This window comes from Pseudomonas massiliensis (assembly GCF_000826105.1).
GTDB classification, from domain to species: Bacteria; Pseudomonadota; Gammaproteobacteria; order Pseudomonadales; family Pseudomonadaceae; genus Aquipseudomonas; species Aquipseudomonas massiliensis.
Genome location: NZ_CCYK01000007.1, coordinates 2173957 through 2190285, shown reverse-complemented (window position 1 = coordinate 2190285; position 16329 = coordinate 2173957). Strand labels below are relative to the sequence as shown.

Here is a 16329-nt window from a genome sequence, read left to right as displayed (position 1 = left end):
TGACACAGTACCATGACGGCCTCGCACAGCTTGGGTATCAAATGACGTTGCAGGGCAACGGTTAACCCACGCACCAGCTTCAAGTTGGATGTCTACCTCCAACTCACGGACTTCCAAAGCGCGCAGCTTGCTGACATTCCTGTCAGTTAACGGTCATGCTCCGGTTCGGCTAGCCCAGGTATAACAGCGCTATTCTCGCCAACCCTTCGCCAGCTGCGTACCCACTATGCCCAGATTCGCTCGCTTGTTTCTTGCCTGCGCCGTGCTTGCCTCGCTGGTCGCTCTAGGCTACTGGCTCTCACGCCCTGCGCCTGCAATCGTTGCATCGAGCAAGCCCAGCGCGGTGCCTGTCAAGGTTGTGCAGGTAGGACAAGCCGACGTCCCTGCTACGGTTTCGGCCCTGGGGACCGTGACCCCTTTGCAAAGTGTGACGCTACGGCCACAGGTAGACGGCATACTCACCCGCCTGTGGGTAAAGGAAGGTGAGTTCGTGCACAGGGGCCAGACCTTGGTCAGCATCGACGATCGAGCGCTACGCGCAGCACTAGACCAAGCTACTGCCCAGGCGGCGCAGACACGAGCACAGCTCAAAGTCGCGCAGGTCGACCTTAAGCGCTACCAGGCGTTGGCCACCGATCGTGGCATTTCCCGCCAGCAGCTGGACCAGCAACAAGCGCTTTATGATCAACTGCAGGCCACGCTGCTGGGCAATGAAGCCGCGGTGAGCGCGGCCCGGGTGCAGCTTTCCTATACTCAGATCGCCTCGCCGCTGGCGGGCCGGGTGGGCATCCGCGCCGTGGATGAAGGTAACCTTTTGCGCGTCAGCGATGCCCAGGGTTTGTTCACCATCACCCAGCTGGACCCTATCGCCGTACAGTTCAATCTGCCCCAGGCGCAACTGCCGCTGCTGCAAGGGCTGCTCGCCAGCGGCGAGGCGGCGTCGGTAACCGCTTATGCCGGAGGCGACATCGAAGGTACCGCGCCCTTGGCCAACGGCCAGTTGAGCCTGCTCGACAACCAGGTTTCCAGCACCACCGGTACGGTCCGGGTGAAAGCCCGGTTTGCCAATCCGAACCTGCGTTTATGGCCGGGGCAACTGGTCAACGTGCAACTGCAAACTCAGTTGCGCCGCAATGCTCTGGTTGTCCCGGCGACCGTTTTGCAACGCGGCCTCGAAGGCAGCTATGTCTATCGGGTCGCGGAAGGGACGGTCAGCCCGGTTCCGGTCAAGGTCATCGACCAGACGCACGAGCAAGTGGTCATTGAAGGGGTGAGCGTTGGGGATACCTTGGTCAGTGATGGCCAATCAAGGCTCGTTCCGGGTAGCCGGGTGCAGGTAACCGCAGAGGCTGGCTCTGCGAACACGAAGGTGGCGCCATGAACCGCTTGCGATCCCCTTCCGCCTGGTGCATCGACCACCCGGTGGCCACCCTCCTGCTGATGTTCGCCTTGGTGTTGCTGGGCCTGATCGCCTTTCCACGGTTGCCCGTGGCGCCTCTGCCCGAAGCTGAATTTCCAACCATTCAGGTCACTGCTCAACTGCCGGGCGCTAGCCCGGAAACCATGGCATCCTCCGTGGCCACGCCGCTGGAGGTGCAGTTCAGCGCCATTCCTGGGGTGAGTCAGATGACGTCCACCAGCGCCCTGGGCTCGACCACGCTGACCCTGATGTTCACCTTGAACAAGAATATCGACGCCGCCGCCCAGGAAGTTCAGGCGGCCATCAATACGGCGGCCGGCCGGCTGCCACAGGACCTGCCGAACCTTCCAACCTGGCGTAAGGTCAACCCGGCCGACAGTCCTGTACTGATCCTTGGCATCAGCTCCGCGCAGCTCACCGGCCCAGCCTTGAGCGACGGCGTCGAGACGCTCCTGGCCCGCCAGATCAGCCAGATCGACGGTGTGGGCCAAGTGAATATCACCGGTCAGCAACGGCCGGCAATTCGCGTGCAAGCCCAGGCCGACAAGCTGGCCGCCTTGGGCCTGACCCTGACGGACCTGCGCGGCGTCATCCAGGCCAGCAGCCTGAACCTGGCCAAGGGTGCGCTTTATGGTGATACCCGAGTATCCACTTTCTCAGCCAACGACCAGTTGTTCAGCCCCGAAGGCTATGCGGACCTGGTTGTGGCTTACCGCGACGGGGCGCCCGTGTTCATGAGGGACGTGGCCACGGTGGTGGCCGGCGCTGAGAATGACTACGTACAGGCCTGGTCGGAGAACCAGCCCGGCGTCAACCTGGTGATTACCCGGCAACCGGGGGCCAATATCGTCGACACTGTCGAGCGGGTGCAGAGCGCGCTACCGGGGCTGCAAGCCATGCTCCCGGCCTCGGTGGATATCAAGGTGCTCACTGACCGAACCGAGACCATCCGCGCTTCGCTGCATGAGGTAGAGCTAACCCTTCTGATTGCCATCGGCTTGGTAGTGGCCGTGATGGCTCTGTTTCTGCGGCAACTGTCGGCGACCCTGATCGTTTGTGCCGTTCTGGGGGTGTCGCTGGTAGCCAGCTTCGCCTGGATGTATCTGCTGGGCTTCAGCCTCAACAACCTGACCCTGGTGGCCATCGTCATCGCTGTGGGTTTCGTGGTGGACGACGCCATCGTCGTGGTGGAGAACATCCATCGTTATCTTGAGCAGGGCCTTGACCGCCGCGAAGCCGCCATTCGCGGCAGTGGCGAAATCGGCTTTACCGTGGTGTCCATCAGCTTCTCGCTGATCGCGGCCTTTATTCCTCTACTGTTCATGGGCGGTGTGGTGGGCCGGCTCTTCAAGGAATTCGCCTTGACTGCCACCTCAACCATTCTGTTGTCGGTAGTGGTGTCCCTCACCCTGGCACCCACCCTGGCCGCATTGTTCATGAATGCGCCCAAGCATGCTCGCCAGGGGGCGAAGGGGCCGACCTTCGCCGACCGTTTGCTGACCGGCTACCAACGCTGGCTGGACCAGGCTCTCGACCATCAACGACTGATGCTTGGCCTGTTCGCTCTGTCACTCGGCCTGGCGGTGGCTGGCTATGTATTTATCCCTAAAGGTTTCTTCCCAGTGCAAGACACCGGCTTCGTGCTGGGTACCAGCGAAGCGGCGGCTGACGTTTCTTACCAGGATATGATTGCCAAGCACCTGGCCTTGGCCAAGATAGTGGCGGCGGATCCAGCGGTTCGCACTTTCTCACACTCGGTCGGAGTGACCGGCAGCAACCAGACGGTAGCCAACGGACGCTTTTGGATTTCCCTCAAGCCCAGGGAAAATCGAGACGTCAGCGCCAGCGAATTCATCGATCGCCTGCGACCCAAGCTCGCCGCCGTGCCTGGCATTACCCTTTACCTACGCGCTGGCCAGGACATCAACCTCAGTTCAGGCCCCAGCCGCAGCCAGTATCAATACGTGCTTAAAAGCAATGATGGCGATGCGCTCAATGTCTGGGCGCAGAAACTCACCGAGGCGCTGCGAGGCAAGCCCGCCTTCCGTGACTTGTCCAACGACCTGCAGTTAGGCGGCAGTATTACGCCCATTGAGATAGATCGGGCCGCTGCCGCCCGTTTCGGCTTGACCACCAACGACGTGGATCAGGCGCTGTATGACGCCTTCGGCCAGCGGCAAGTCAGCGAGTTTCAGACACAGACCAACCAATACAAGGTGGTGCTGGAGCTGGACGCCGCCCAGCGCGGCCAGGCCGAGAGCCTGAACTATTTCTACCTGCGCTCGCCGCTTACCAGCGAAATGGTGCCCTTGGCCTCCCTTGCCCACGTCGGTGCGCCAAAAAACGGACCACTCTCCATCGCTCACGACGGCATGTTCCCGGCCGCCAACCTTTCGTTCAACCTGGCCCCTGGGGTCGCGCTGGGCGATGCGGTAAGCCTTCTGGAGCAAACCCAGCGTGAGCTGGGCATGCCGGCCAACATCAGCGGCACCTTCCAGGGTGCTGCCCAAGCCTTCCGCAGTTCTCTGGCAAGCCAGCCCTGGCTAATCCTGGCCGCCCTGATGGCGGTCTACATCATCCTCGGCGTGCTGTACGAGAGTCTGGTGCATCCGCTGACCATCATTTCCACGCTGCCATCGGCCGGCCTGGGCGCGCTGGCGCTGCTTTGGGCCTGTGGACAGAGTTTTTCCATCATGGCGCTGATCGGCCTGGTGCTGCTCATCGGCATCGTGAAGAAAAACGGCATCCTCCTTATCGATTTCGCCTTGAATGCCCAGCGCGCCGAGGGCTTGTCACCCCGCGAGGCCATTCGTCGCGCCTGCCTCACCCGGTTGCGCCCAATCGTGATGACGACCCTGGCCGCGCTCCTGGGCGCTGTGCCCTTGATGCTTGGCCTGGGCGCTGGAGCCGAGCTGCGCCAACCGCTGGGTATCGCCGTGGTGGGGGGGCTGATGGTCAGCCAGGTGCTGACCTTGTTCACGACGCCGATCATATACTTGCAGCTCGAACAACTGTTTCATGGTCGTCGCGCTCCAGCGCCACGCCAGGCCCCGGAGGGCAACCATGCGTATCCTGATCATCGAGGATGAAGACAAAACTGCGGATTACCTGCGCCGCGGCCTCAGCGAGCAAGGCTATGCCGTGGATGTGGCCAACGACGGCCTCAACGGACTGCATCTGGCGCTGGAACTGGACTACGCGGTGATCGTACTGGATGTGATGCTACCCAGCCTGGACGGTTTCGGCGTGTTGCGCGCCCTCCGCGCGCGAAAGCAGACTCCAGTGATCATGCTCACGGCTCGTGAGCGCGTGGAGGACCGCATTCATGGCCTTCGTGAAGGCGCTGACGATTATCTGAGCAAGCCGTTTTCTTTTCTCGAATTGGTGGCGCGACTGCAGGCCCTGACCCGACGCAGCGGCAGCCAGGAGCCGGTACAGGTGCAGATCGGGGATCTGTTCATCGATCTGATCAGCCGCAAGGCTCTGCGGGCAGGCCAGCGCCTGGACCTCACCGCGAAGGAGTTTTCCTTGCTGACCGTATTGGCTAGACGCCAGGGCCAGATCCTGTCCAAGACGGCTATCGCTGAAATGGTCTGGGACGTGAACTTCGATAGCGACGCCAATGTGGTGGAAGTGGCGATCAAGCGCCTGCGGGCCAAGCTGGACAACCCATTCGAGGAAAAGCTGCTGCATACCATACGGGGCATGGGCTACGTACTGGAGAGTCGACTTGCGCACTGACTCGATCGCGCTGCGCCTGGCGGGGCTCTTTGCGCTGGTCGCCGTGAGCGTGTTCGTGATCATCGGCGGCGCGCTCTACCGTCAGGTCGACAAGAGCCTGGATGTACTGCCCAATGCTGAACTTGAAGCGCGCTACAGCGTACTGGAGTCGGCGATCAGCCGTTTCGGCGACCCCGAGCACTGGGGCCGACTGACAAACAAGCTCAACCTGCTATCGGAGGAAGACAAGCGCATCCACTTCTGGGTGGTCAGCGGGAATCCGACCTATGAGTATGGCGCACCCGGCCCTGACGTCCGCCGCCTGGCCCAGGGGCCGCTGGGCATTCATGAGTGGCAGCGCGAAGACGGTACAGCGCTCAAGGTATTGGTCAGCACCCTGCCTGGCCGTGAGCAGCGGCCTTCCTTGCGTTTTCTTATCGGCATCGACGTTGCCAACGTGCGTCAGACCCACCACGATCTGGCCATGGCCCTGATCGCTTGCGCGGCGCTTGGCGTGATACTAGCCAGCCTCCTCGGCTATTGGGTCGCCCGTATCGGCCTGCGGCCGCTGCGGCGCGTCTCAAGGCAGGCCCAGCAACTGGCACCTCCGCGGCTGTCCGGACGGTTGCGGCCCAGTCACCTTCCACCCGAGCTGGAGCAGTTGGTAGAAGCCTTCAATGCGGCCTTGGAGCGCGTGGAGGGGGCCTATCAACGGTTGGAATCCTTCAATGCCGACGTGGCCCATGAATTGCGCTCGCCCTTGACCAACCTCATCGGCCAGACTCAGGTGGCCCTCACCCGGGGCCGTAGCGCCGAACATTACTTCGAGGTATTGCAGTCCAATCTTGAAGACCTCGAACGCTTGCGCAGCATTGTCAACGACATGTTGTTTCTTGCCCGGGCGGATCAGGGCAGCCGCCTCAATAATCTGGAAAGCAGCAGCCTGGCGGCGGAGGTCGCGGCCTCTTTGGATTATCTGGATTTCATCCTCGAGGACGCCGGCATCCAGGTCACGGTCGAAGGGGACGCTCAGGTGCAGGTGGACCGCAATCAACTGCGCCGCGCCTTGATCAACCTGCTTCACAATGCTGCCCAGCACAGCGAAGCTGGCCAGCGAGTCCGCGTCGCCATTACCGTAGACCGCGGCATGGCCCGGGTCTCTGTCAGCAATCCCGGCCCGCCCATTCATGGTGAATATCTGCCGTTACTGTTCGAGCGCTTCTTCCGGGTGGATACCGCCCGCCATAACGAAGGAGGCAATCATGGGCTGGGCCTGGCGATCGTCAAGGCAATCGCCACCATGCACGGCGGCAATGTCTTTGCGCGCAGCGAAGGGGGAGCTAACACGTTCGGGTTGGATTTGCCGCTAACGGCCATTCGGGACTAAGCCAAAAAACCGGTGGAGTCGGTTCGGTAAAGGGTTAGTCAGGGCCCGAGCGTGGCCCCGATGCATCTGCCGCCCGTGGCTAATGCATGCCCTATGCACGTCCGAAGCGTGTAGCACACGGCGACGAGACCACGCTAAATTCTTCATGGAGCCTCCAATGTCCCGTCGTGACTCGCCCGGGACACGTCTTGTCATTGAGGATGAAACAGCACCGCGCTGAAGCTTCAGGCCCGTGCGGCAGCAGCCTTGGCAATCTCTGCAGCAGACGCCAACGACTCGACATTTCGACACAGCTGGATAAGGTGCTCGGCTTGGCCCTGCGTGAGGATATCCTTGGCCAGATCAAGAAACTTCGCGTCCAGTTGCTGATCGGTCATAGGCACTTCCACGCTGCCAATCGCGTGCTCGATAAATCTATGCAAGGTACGCCCGTCATTGAGTGTGATGGTCATATCGACCTGCTCGGGCTTGATCGCAGGGTCGACGGTGGTTACTACCCGGTCGCGTAACTTCACCACGGTCGGATCCTGCACGGCTTGATCGCTGTATTGGCGCTCTCCCGCCGCACCCTGCACGATCGCCACGGCAACGGAGTGGTAAATGCTGAACTTGCCCTCCAGGCCAATTTTTGGAGTCTTCTTGCCGGTAAGCTCGATCACTAATGGATGGACCTTCAAATCCACTTTGGTGATCTGGTCGGGAGTCAACTTGTACTCATTGCGCAGCTGGATGGCCGCATCGAGGGCCGGATGAATCACGATCCCGCAGGCGAACGGCTTGTAAGTATTGAGTGCCGACTCGTAATGGGTTCCCAGCCCCTCTGTGATCTGGCTGAAATCCTGCTTGGTGCTGATAGTGTGTGCCCAGCCACGCTTCGCTTCGATCATTGCTTCCGAACTGGTGTAGTTCTGCGCTGCCAGCAGTGCTGCGAACAATCCGTTACTTGCGGCCCTGCCGGGGTTGAAACTTTTGTTCATCGATCCGAACGACTCCCGTAGCCCAACCGGTTGCGAGGCCGCCAGGCCAAGTGCCCAAACCATTTGCTGTTCGGTGAGCCCAAGCAGCTTGCCCGCCGCCGCGGCCGCTCCGAACACGCCTGCCGTGCCCGTGATGTGCCAGCCCACATCGTAGTGGTTGGGGTAAACCGAGTTGCCGATCCGGCATTCGGTCTCAACCCCCAGAACCAGGGCGTTCAGAAATTCCTTGCCGGAGACTGGCCGGTACTCCGCCAGCGCCAGAATCGCTGAGGTTACCGGCCCGGCGGGATGAATGATGGTTTTGAGGTGCGTGTCATCAAAGTCGAAGATGTGGCTGGCAACGCCATTGAGAAACGCGGCGTTCATGATGTCGAAACGCTCGCTGCGGCCGAGCAGGCTGGCCTGCTCGGGGCCAGAGAAAGGCTTGAGCGCCACAATCGCTCGCTCAACCGTCTCGTGATGTGAGCCGCCGACCGCGACCCCAACCCAGTTAAGCAATGTGCGGCAACCCTCTCTGCGGACATTGGCGGGTAAATCCTCATATCTGGCCTTTACCAGATAGGCAGCCAAGGTACGAGTGACGCCGTTACCCTTGGATGCGCCCGGGGCGCCGCCTGGGCCAGGGCCGGTAGCTGCAACCCCTGCCTTTGGCTCAGCCGAAAACACCAGGCTCGAAGCGGCGGCAGCGACAGAACCAATGGCCCCGGCCTTGAGCAGTGCGCGGCGGTTGAACGAATTCATAGGTGCTCCTGTGCTTGTAATTATCGGGACGCACGTGCTTTCACGCACCAAGGGATGATCGCGCACAACTTCTGCTAAGTTAATTGCAATAATATTGGGTACTTATGCATGGCTAACATGAATGTAGAGATGGGAGATCTGCGCGCGCTGGTTGCGGTCGCGGAGCTTGGAAGCTTCAGCGCGGCCGCGACAGAACTGCATCTTTCGCAGCCTGCCTTGTCCCGGCGCATTTCAAAACTGGAAAGCAACCTGGGGGTACGGCTGCTAGAACGAACCACGCGTCGCGTTGAGCTGACCGCAACGGGGCGTGAGTTCGCCCGCAAGGCGCGTCAGGTGGTGAACACGTTCGACGAGTCGTTCATGGGGATAAAAGAGGGGGCAAGCGCCCTTCGCGGGGAGGTCACCGTTGCCTGTGTACCTACAGCCGTGAACCAGTGCCTACTTACGGTATTGACTGAATACCAGCGCCAGTACCCGCGTATTCTCGTGCGGGTACTGGACGAGGGTGCAAGCGATGTACTTTCCACCGTGGTCCGCAACGAGGCGGACTTCGGCATCAACTACATTGGCGTGCAGGAAGCGAACCTAGAGTTCGTGCCGATCTTCAAGGAGCGTTTCGTCGTGGCCTGCCGTCATGATCATGCGCTGGCGGCTCGGCGCTCCGTTACCTGGGCGGAGTTGGCCAGGCACGACTACATCGCGGTGAGCAAAGCCAGTGGCAACCGTCTTTTACTGGACATGGCACTGGCGGATGTTCCCGACCTGCCTACCGCGAGCTGCGAGGCCAGGCATGTGCGGACGGTGGTGGACATGGTTGCCGCAGGTCTCGGCGTTGCGGCGGTGCCTCAACTGGCAATTCCTCCTCATCTGATGCGCTCGGAGTTACGCGCGGTGCCGCTCACCAAACCCGTCCTCGATCGCACCAGCGGCCTGATCAAGCGCAGAGGAAGAGTGCTCTCGCCGGCCGCCGAGCGCCTGTATCAGATGATTCTGACATCAGCCGCAAGCACGAAATCAGAACGACACGCGTGGAGATAGTCAACGAACATAGGTCCGGACCTTTTTCGTTTAGGGCTCGCCAATCAGTTGATGGTCACCAAGGTTTTGCCCGGCTGGTCGCCGCGTCGCAGGGCTTTCAAACCGGCCGGAACCTCTGCCAGCTCGATGGTCCGTTCGATCATCGGGAATAACTTGCCGTTGGCAACGAGTTCCAGCGAAGCAGCGAGCATCACCGCGAAGTCTTCTTGGGTCGGCCGGTGCCCGGCTGCATAGGCACCGCCCAGCGCCACTTCATGGATGGACGCCGCGTAAGTGTAAGGTGGCACCTGGGTCAAGTTGGGCATCGGATCGATGCACAGCAGGTGGCCGTTGTAGTGCAGCAGGTCCAGAGAACGCCGCGCATCCCCAGGGTTGACCACTTCAAGCATGGCGTCCACACCGTACCCTCCGGCCGTCATGGCCTTGATCTTGGCGATCAGCGCCGGGTCGTCGCGTTGGAAGACCGCGTCAGCGCCCAGCTCGCGTACCCGCTGCGCCTGACTCTGTCGGGCGAGGGCAATGACTTGAGCGCCGATCAGCTTGCCCAGTTGCACGGCAAAACCGCCTACCGCGCCGCTGGCGCCCTGGACCAGCAAGGTTTGCCCTGCTTGCAGGTTGGCCTTGCGCACCAATGCCTGGTAAGCCGTCAGTGCCGCGCACGGCAGGGCGGCGGCGCTGAGGAAGTCGACAGTGGCCGGAATGCGCGCCAACACATGAGCGGGCGCTAGGCTGTATTCAGCGAATACCCCCGGCTCGCGCAGGTTGGCGTGCCACACCACGCGGTCACCGACTTGCCAGTCTTGAACACCGGGCCCCAGTTGGTCGACGACCCCGGCACCGTCCACGCCAAGCACTTGCCCTGGGGTCAGCCAAGGCGCGGTGCCGTCGGCCAGTTTCCAATCTACCGGATTGAGCGAGGCGGCGTGCAGCCGTACACGGACTTGCCCGGGGCCAGGCTCCGGTACCGGGCGCTCGGCCAGATGCATGCTGGCGAGGCTGGTATCGGCGTTATCACAGACAATGGCTCGCATGGATCGATCTCCTTATTGTTGTCATTTTGGGAAGGTCAGTTGTAAGCGCCAGCCGAGTAGGTCAACTCGTAGCTGTGGCTGTAGATCTCAAGGATGATCCCGAACGGATCTTCCATGTACACCATGCGGAACGGTTTCTCGCCAGGGAAGTATTCACGTACGGGCATGCGCTGTTTGCCGCCGGCCGCAACGATTTTTGCGGCCAAGCCTTCGACGTCGGGGTCTTGGACACAGAAGTGGAACACCCCGGTTTTCCAATATTCGAAGTTATGCTCGGGTTTGACTGAATTGGGGAACTCAAAGATTTCTACGCCAATGCGGTCGCCGGTCGACAGGTGAGCGATCCGGCAGGAGGACCAGCCGGCGCCGAAGACGTCCGTGCACATCGCGCCGACGGCGGTGTCGTCTTCAACGATGGTAGTAGGCGGCATGATCACGTACCACCCCATGATCTCGGTGTAGAACTTTACAGCGGCATCCAGATCTGTCACTGACAGACCGATGTGAGAGAAACTGCGAGGGTATGCCTGGGACATTCTTTTGATCTCGGTTAACCACGGGTAGGCTTCAATCTAGAGGGCCTGGGCCATAATTTGAATAAGCCCGTAGTGATGGTTTCAATAAGACATGCTTATGCTTGACCGCAAAATATGAATAAGGCCAATGTTTTTAGTTATCTGTGTAACCAGTCGAAGGTGTAGTGGGTCAACTGACACTGCATTGTTTTTTCTTGACGACGGCAGGCACCCGCCGACATTTGCCCATCGCTAACCGCATGACCACAGAACAATCCCGCACCTCTGCCCGTGGTGGCCCGCACCGCAACGCTCTACCATTGATGCACATTTCCGATCAAAAGGTACGGAACCGCAGGTGAACATTCATTTCGATTTGAACGACCTGGTTGCCTTCCGCGGCGTTGTGGAGCAAGGCAGTTTCCGGCGTGCCGCTGACTCGATACGCATCACGCAATCGGCCCTGAGTCGGCGGATCGAGAAGCTGGAAACCGCACTCGGCGTCAGGCTTTTCGAGAGAACCACACGCAAGGTAGCGTTGACCAATGTTGGCCGAGCGTTCCTGCCTCAAGTGGAGCGGTTGCTGGACGATCTTGACCTGGCGCTGTTGAGCGTGGGGGAGGGTGGGGCCCTGCGCACTGGCACGCTGACCGTGGCCTGCGTGCCATCTGCCGCCTACTACTTCATGCCGCACGCCATCCGCAGCTTTCATACGCAATACCCGAAAATCAAGATAAAGCTGATCGACGCCTCGGCGAACGAGGTCAGCGCGGCGGTGGCGTCAGGCGAGGCGGATTTCGGGTTGGGTTTCACCGGCAACCTTGCGCCTGAAGTCGAGTTCAGCCTACTGATGGAGGAACGGTATGTCATTGCCTGTCGGAACGACCACCCGCTCGCCTCACGAACCAGCGTGACTTGGGTTGAGGCTTATCAGCATGACTACATCACGCTGGACAGATCATCCGGGAATCGTCTGGTGCTAGACCGCGCGTTGTCAGGCCTCCAGGTCGGAAAGGACAGCCTCTGCGAGGCGCGTCATGTCACCACTGTGCTGGGGTTGATCGAGGCAGGTTTGGGCGTGGCGGCGGTTCCGTCCATCGCCATGCCCGTCGCGCCTCATCCTATCCTTACCAGTGTCACGCTCAGCGAGCCTGAAGTGGTAAGGCAGATGGGGCTGTTGAAGCGCCGCGGCCGTACCTTGACGCCCGCTGCACTGGAGTTGGAACGGTTGATTCGCGAGCTGCCCGAGCGCTTAGCGAGCCACTGAGTCGAGCCCCGTGGCGCGAACGGTTGGCTGCGCTTGCGGTGAGGCCAAGTAGTTCAGCAGCTTCTTCGCCTCGGCCGGGTGCTCGGCGTTTTTCGGAATCCCCGCAGCATAGCGGGTAACCGACTGAACGTTTTCAGGGATCTTCCCAGCGAAGGTAATGCCCGGAACGGGCAGGAGTTCTGCGACCTGTTGGAAACCCACTTCGTAGTCACCTTTCGCGACCACGGACGCTACCGGAATGCGTTCTATCATCGTGCTTTTGGGCGCCAACTGGGCCTGCACATCCAGCTTTTTGAACAACTCATTCTGGATGTAGACACCACTGGCGCTATCGGAATAGGCGACGGACTTCGCAGACAGCAGTACCTCTTTAAGTTCGGCGTCGGTTTTTATCGAAGGCGTGGGCGCGCCTGCCTTGACGGCCATGCCGATGCGCGAATCGGCAAGTTCTACACGGGAGCTGGAATCGACCTTTCCCTGTTTGATCAAGTCATCCAGCGCATAACCGACCATGATCACGACGTCGGCGTGTTCTCCCCGTGCGAGTCGATTCGGTATGGCTTCCTGCGCTTTCCCCATCGAGGGCCCGAGCACGGTCTTCAATGTATTGCCACTGCTCTCGGCGTACTGCGGGGCCAGGCCCTGATACGCCGCAGTAAAGCCACCCGATGTCATGACGGTCAGTTCTTCTGCCTGAGCGACAATGCTGAATGCGCATCCGCTGATCAGCAATGCTGAAATGGATTTAAATAGCGGTTTCATGATGACTTCCTTTTTTTCAAGCGATGACGGGAGACCGAGCAGCCAGGCGGCGGTAAAGCACCAGCGTGGCGGCAAACGCGCAGCCTGAGGCGAAGATCATCCAGAAGGCGGGCGCGGCTTTGTCACCTGTCATGTGAATGAGCCAGGTCGAAACAGCCGGGGTGAAGCCCCCGAAGATGGCTGTGGCCAGGCTGTATGCCAGGGAAAACCCGGCGACGCGAACCTGGGCGGGCATGATTTCAGTCAACGCCGGAATCATTGCGCCGTTGTAGAGGCCGTAGAGGCAAGAGAACCAGAGCAGCACTTCCAGCATGTGCGAAAAGCTAGGGGCTTGTGCCAAGAACGATAGCGCTGGATAGGCCGTAATGAAGGTGAGCAGTGACATTGCCAACAATAACGGTTTGCGTCCGAAGCGGTCGCTCAGGGCGCCACCTACAGGCAGCCAAATGAAGTTGGAAATGCCGACCAGCAAGGTGACCATGAGCGCGTCACGGGTGCTGAGCTGCAATACGGATTTACCAAAGGTAGGGGCATACACGGTAATCATATAGAAGGCGGTCGTTGTCATGGCCACCATCAACATGCCCAGTATCACGATCGCGGCATTGCTGTAGAGCGTGGCAATCACTTCCTGCATTGTCGAGCGGTGTTTGCGAGTGGAAAACGCTTCGGTTTCCTCCAAACTGCGACGCAACAGGAAAATGAAGGGAATGATCAGGCACCCGATACCAAATGGAATTCTCCAGCCCCACTCCGACACTGCGGTGGGCGCCAGCCAGATATTCAAGGTATAGCCCAGCCCCGCTGCCACCACAATGGCGATTTGTTGACTAGCCGACTGCCAACTGGCGAAGAAGCCTTTTCGACCAGGGGTGGCCATTTCAGCAAGATAAACAGACACGCCGCCCATTTCCGCTCCCGCTGAGAAGCCTTGAAGCAACCTTCCCAACAACACAAGCGCGGGCGCCCAGAGGCCAATGGTGGAGTAGCCAGGAATCAGCACAATCAGCAAGGTGCCGCTGGCCATGATCGCCAGGGTGACGATAAGCCCCTTGCGACGGCCGACGTCGTCGATGTAAGCACCTAACAGCACAGCGCCAAGCGGGCGCATCAGGAAGCCTGCGCCAAAGACCGCGAAGGTCATCATGAGCGAAGCGAATTCATTGGTCGCCGGGAAGAACGCGGCTGCGATTTGTGTGGCATAGAAGCCGAAGAGAAAGAAGTCGAATTGTTCGAGGAAATTCCCGGAGGTGACCCGGAAGACCATGGCGGCCTTGGACGTCCCTTTGGACGCAGGGCTTGGATGAGGCATTGTATTCTCCAGCGTTTTTTAGAGTGTTTTGTAAGCGCTTGTAACTGGAGATTCTCGGGTAAAACGCGGGAAGCGATAAACGTTGATTTTTCATCGATTGATGCGCGAATGCGATCAATCAAGGTGAGCTGAACTGACGCTCGTGACTGGAATTCGATGAAACACCTTCAGCCGCAAGCCTGTTTGAACTCATCGGCGAATAGGCCTTCGCTTGACGCGGCTTCGCTTTGACAGCTCTAGCATGCTGTGCTTAGGTTCTTAGCGCCGTCAGGTAGCCTCTCACATGACAGGACTTGCCCTGTTCTGTCTTCCATAGCGCTGTGCCGGCAAGTAGTAGCTACATCAATTGGATGCTGCGGCGCGCAGGTTCCTTGCTGCGCTCTGTGTTGCGGCTATTCCAGATACGCCTGATCGTCTCTCGAAAGTCCCGCAACCCGGACGTTGATCGAAGGTAACCAATGGAATATCTGCACCGCATTCTCAATCAGTCGCCTGAACTGGCGTTATTTCTTTCTCTAGCAATCGGTTACTGGGTCGGCAGTATCCAGTTCGGCAAATTCCAGTTAGGAGGCGTGGCCGGATCGTTGCTGGCAGCCGTGGTCATCAGCCAGGTCGGGGTCAACATCGATAACGGTATCAAGTCCGTGCTGTTCGCCTTGTTCATCTATGCGGTCGGCTTCGAAAGCGGGCCGCAATTCTTTCGCTCTCTGGGCCGGCAATCGCTTCGTGAGATTGTATTGGCGGCGGTCATGGCGCTCAGCGGCCTGGCCACCGTTATCGTCGCCGCCAGAGTAATGGGGCTCGACAAGGGGCTTGCTGCGGGTATCGCCGCAGGCTCCATGACCCAGTCGGCTATCATCGGCACTGCAAGTGCCGCCATCGCAAAGCTCGAGCTTCCGTTGGAACAGATCCAGGCTTTGCAGGGCAACGTCGCGGTCGGTTACGCCGTGACCTATATTTTCGGCTCGTTCGGCGCCATCCTGATGTGCGTTAACGTTCTGCCTTGGTTCATGAAGCGTTCGATCCGAGACGATGCGACCCGGGCAGAAGCTGAGTTGCTTGCCGGCGCACGCGTATACGGCCCAGGCGAGCAGCCGGCCACGCCTACGCTTGTAGGGCGTATCTATCGCATCGAACAGGCGGCTGGCAAAACCGTCGAGCAACTGGAAACTGCCCAACAGGACACCAGCCAGGCACCCTTGACGATCGAGCGTATCAAACGTGGCGGCGCGATGATCGGCGTAACGCCCGATACAGTGCTCGAAGCCAATGACGTTGTGCTTGTGGTAGGCCGTCGCGCTGGCGTGATTGCCGTTGCCGAGCGTCTTGGGACCGAGCTGCAGTCTTATCCTGACATGGATGTAGTGGTGGTGCAGCGCGACCTGAGCCTGGATAACCCCGCTTTCATCAATCGCACAGTGGCGGACATTCGCCAGGAAGCGAACCGAGCCCTGCGTCACGGTGTGTATGTAGTAGGGGTCAAGCGCGCCGGGCGGCCGCTGGAGCTGCAGCCGGATACTGTGATCAACGCGGGGGACATGGTGACGCTCTACGGCACGCCAGACGATATTCAGCGCGTGGCGAAGCAGGTTGGGACCATTATCGTGCCTAGCGAAAAAACCGATTTCGTCTTTCATGGTTTCGGGCTGGCCATCGGCCTGCTCATTGGCATGGTCGTCATTCGCCTAGGAGCAATTCCCCTGACCCTGGGCAGCGGTGGGGGGGCGTTGATCGCCGGCTTGGTCTTCGGCTGGTATCGAAGCCGCCATCTCACCCGCGGCAACCTCCCTACACCAGCTTCCACACTGTTGCGGGACCTGGGCCTGGCAGGATTCGTGGCCGTGGTAGGCCTGCAGTCGGGACTACAGGCAGTCCAGACGATCGCTACCCAGGGGGTCTCCATTTTCCTCGTGGGCGTAGTGGTCTGCATCGTTCCGATCGTGATCGCTATGCTCGTAGGCCGCTACGTATTGCGTTACGACAACCTGGCGATATTCGCCGGCGCCGTTTCTGGGGCGCGCAGCGCCAATCCTGCTTTTGGGGAAGTGCTCGACAAAGCAGGCAATTCGATACCCACCGTTCCATTCGCGGTCACTTACGCATTGGCCAATGTGTTTCTTACCTTGCTTGGGCCGCTGGTCGTAGCCTTCGCTTAACCG

General features: G+C 60.0%; 12 protein-coding genes. 7 read left to right on the top strand and 5 right to left on the bottom strand.

Annotated features, from left to right (window positions below; all coding sequences use genetic code 11):
- Positions 1-226 precede the first annotated feature (226 nt).
- Genes BN1188_RS20670 through BN1188_RS20655 form a run of 4 tightly spaced genes read left to right on the top strand, consistent with a single transcriptional unit; the run spans position 227 to position 6527 of the window.
- Complete coding sequence (locus BN1188_RS20670) at positions 227-1381, top strand: efflux RND transporter periplasmic adaptor subunit (protein ID WP_084596312.1); 1155 nt, start codon at positions 227-229, stop codon at positions 1379-1381.
- Entirely contained in the window at positions 1378-4509 is a 3132-nt protein-coding gene (locus BN1188_RS20665) for a multidrug efflux RND transporter permease subunit (protein ID WP_040263595.1), read from the top strand. Before BN1188_RS20670 ends, BN1188_RS20665 begins: the two co-directional genes overlap by 4 nt.
- Positions 4484-5161: a heavy metal response regulator transcription factor gene (locus tag BN1188_RS20660; RefSeq protein ID WP_040263593.1), complete on the top strand. Its 678-nt coding sequence runs from the start codon at positions 4484-4486 to the stop codon at positions 5159-5161. Before BN1188_RS20665 ends, BN1188_RS20660 begins: the two co-directional genes overlap by 26 nt.
- Complete coding sequence (locus BN1188_RS20655; RefSeq protein ID WP_040263591.1) at positions 5151-6527, top strand: heavy metal sensor histidine kinase; 1377 nt, start codon at positions 5151-5153, stop codon at positions 6525-6527. The genes BN1188_RS20660 and BN1188_RS20655 overlap by 11 nt, the downstream gene beginning before the upstream one ends.
- Positions 6528-6751: 224 nt before the next feature.
- On the opposite strand, the gene BN1188_RS20650 is transcribed toward BN1188_RS20655, so the two are convergent.
- Complete coding sequence (locus BN1188_RS20650) at positions 6752-8245, bottom strand: MmgE/PrpD family protein (RefSeq protein ID WP_040263590.1); 1494 nt, start codon at positions 8243-8245, stop codon at positions 6752-6754.
- 117 nt (positions 8246-8362) lie between these two features.
- Between BN1188_RS20650 and BN1188_RS20645 the strand changes: the two genes are divergently transcribed.
- The gene (locus BN1188_RS20645; protein ID WP_040264427.1) at positions 8363-9283 is read left to right on the top strand and encodes a LysR family transcriptional regulator; all 921 of its coding nucleotides are present in this window, start codon (positions 8363-8365) and stop codon (positions 9281-9283) included.
- A gap of 44 nt (positions 9284-9327) precedes the next feature.
- On the opposite strand, the gene BN1188_RS20640 is transcribed toward BN1188_RS20645, so the two are convergent.
- Together BN1188_RS20640 and BN1188_RS20635 are read right to left on the bottom strand one after the other, a co-directional pair.
- Positions 9328-10314, bottom strand: coding sequence for a zinc-binding dehydrogenase (locus BN1188_RS20640; RefSeq protein WP_040263588.1), 987 nt, complete (start codon positions 10312-10314; stop codon positions 9328-9330).
- A gap of 35 nt (positions 10315-10349) precedes the next feature.
- A complete protein-coding gene (locus tag BN1188_RS20635; protein WP_040263586.1) occupies positions 10350-10850 on the bottom strand; it encodes a lactoylglutathione lyase family protein in 501 nt (166 codons plus the stop codon).
- Positions 10851-11187: 337 nt separating this feature from the next.
- On the opposite strand from BN1188_RS20635, the gene BN1188_RS20630 reads away from it, so the two are divergent.
- Positions 11188-12096 carry a LysR family transcriptional regulator gene (locus BN1188_RS20630; protein WP_040263585.1) on the top strand — a complete coding sequence of 303 codons (909 nt, stop codon included), beginning with the start codon at positions 11188-11190 and terminating at the stop codon, positions 12094-12096.
- Here BN1188_RS20630 and BN1188_RS20625 read toward each other — a convergent pair.
- Complete coding sequence (locus BN1188_RS20625) at positions 12082-12858, bottom strand: substrate-binding domain-containing protein (RefSeq protein WP_040263584.1); 777 nt, start codon at positions 12856-12858, stop codon at positions 12082-12084. The two genes, BN1188_RS20630 and BN1188_RS20625, sit on opposite strands and share 15 nt — an antisense overlap.
- Before the next feature lie 16 nt (positions 12859-12874).
- Positions 12875-14170: an MFS transporter gene (gene tcuC / locus BN1188_RS20620; protein WP_040263583.1), complete on the bottom strand. Its 1296-nt coding sequence runs from the start codon at positions 14168-14170 to the stop codon at positions 12875-12877.
- Between the two features lie 458 nt (positions 14171-14628).
- Here tcuC and aspT point away from each other — a divergent pair, with 458 nt between their 5' ends.
- Positions 14629-16326 (top strand): aspartate-alanine antiporter, encoded by a 1698-nt coding sequence (gene aspT / locus BN1188_RS20615; RefSeq protein ID WP_040263582.1) that lies wholly within the window; start codon positions 14629-14631, stop codon positions 16324-16326.
- Positions 16327-16329: the final 3 nt, after the last annotated feature.